The sequence below is a fragment of the Snodgrassella sp. B3837 genome, assembly GCF_026535955.1.
Classification (GTDB): domain Bacteria; phylum Pseudomonadota; class Gammaproteobacteria; order Burkholderiales; family Neisseriaceae; genus Snodgrassella; species Snodgrassella alvi_E.
Genome location: NZ_JAFNPI010000025.1, coordinates 1 through 1,452, shown reverse-complemented (window position 1 = coordinate 1,452; position 1,452 = coordinate 1). Strand labels below are relative to the sequence as shown.

Here is a 1,452-nt window from a genome sequence, read left to right as displayed (position 1 = left end):
CAATGCTGCGTTCCAGAAAATAACGCTAACAAATCTAGTAAGAGATATGAAGCAATCAGGAGCAACAGAGCAGCAAATAGGAATGCGGGTACTGCAATACCAGATAGCAGGGCAAGCCCTAAGTTCATACTCACTATCAGATCAGGTAGATGCATTGTATGGGACAGGGATGAGTCTGGGAACAATGCTAAACGTTATGAGCATAAAACGCGGAAAAGCGTTTTCAATGGATGAAATAAAGGCCATAACCAACCGATATAATAGTCATAGTGGAAGTCTAGTAACAGCAAACGGAGTAGTAATTAAAGATAAACCACAATCTTCTACGGTGAGCGAATCACGTGGTGCGAATAAGAGTGGAGAAAAAGGGAATACAGAACCAAAGGCAAGTAAAGATGGCGACAAAGTGGCTAGTAAAGCTGGAAAGGGGACGACTGGGAATTCTTTAGAATGGAATTCTTGGCAAAACTACAAAAAAAAGACTATTGACGGTAAACAATATGCCCAGATTGGCGATAGATTATATTCACAACATGCAGTTGATAGGATGCAACCTTCAGGATTAGGATCTCCAGCCGGTACAGTTGGCGCTGGTCGTAATATTTCTCCTGGCATCGTAGAGCACACTATACAGAATGGAACAAAAACGAGTTCTACAGTTAATGGTGTAGAGAGGATTGTGCATTGGAGCGGTGATGTAGGTGTTGTTACCGAAAGTAACGGTAAAATTATTGTGACCATTTTAAGACGGAGTGAAAAGTGATGAATTGGATATATCCTGATGTTGTTAATAAATTGAAAAAAAAATGTGATTCTTTTTTGAACAAAGAAATCGGTGTGGAAGAAATACAATCTAGCATTTATGAGGCTGAACACCAAATTTTAGCATTAGAAGAGAAATGGTTAAGAGAATTACTTTTTGATGCAGAAAATCAAATTGAATTAAACCGTTATACGATAGATAGCGATAAGTTAGAACTATCTGTTGAACCCATTATTAAGAATATAATGACAAAAATATCATAACGATAATGATCCCCACCTAATCAGTGGGGGGATCTCACTTGTTGTTTGAAACAGGAACACAAATTCAATAATTAGCTTATTGTGCTCAACTTTAATGACCACAGGGCGTCTGGTATAAAAGCCTATTTGTTCCAGCCACCTGCCTTTAATAGTTAGTTGTGGTCTGGAGTTTGGTTTTATGCCTTGTGGCACATAACCGACAGTATAAAACCGCTTATTGGGTTGTGGTGCGGTGTTTTGCCTGTTGTTGAATTTAGCTAAAATATACCTTAGTCATAGTTAACTCCTTTGAAGTTAGTTGTGTTAGCGGGTAGCAGTGTTGGTACCCGCTAATCTGCGTCATTAGCAGGCGCGACTAGTGCAGAATTGGCAGCCCAATACCTAATAAACCATCTGCCAAAAGACCAATATCCAGAAGCAATAGAT

General features: G+C 39.2%; 3 protein-coding genes. 2 read left to right on the top strand and 1 reads right to left on the bottom strand.

Going from position 1 to position 1,452, the window contains the following annotated elements; translation table 11 throughout:
• Both J3U67_RS08305 and J3U67_RS08300 read left to right on the top strand, forming a co-directional pair.
• The coding region (locus J3U67_RS08305; protein ID WP_267404729.1) for a hypothetical protein at nucleotides 1-763 on the top strand (763 nt) is incomplete at its 5' end.
• Entirely contained in the window at nucleotides 760-1,026 is a 267-nt protein-coding gene (locus tag J3U67_RS08300) for a hypothetical protein (protein ID WP_218966488.1), read from the top strand. The genes J3U67_RS08305 and J3U67_RS08300, both read left to right, overlap by 4 nt.
• On the opposite strand, the gene J3U67_RS09250 is transcribed toward J3U67_RS08300, so the two are convergent.
• Entirely contained in the window at nucleotides 1,021-1,290 is a 270-nt protein-coding gene (locus tag J3U67_RS09250; protein ID WP_416384683.1) for a SymE family type I addiction module toxin, read from the bottom strand. The genes J3U67_RS08300 and J3U67_RS09250 overlap by 6 nt on opposite strands.
• Nucleotides 1,291-1,452: the final 162 nt, after the last annotated feature.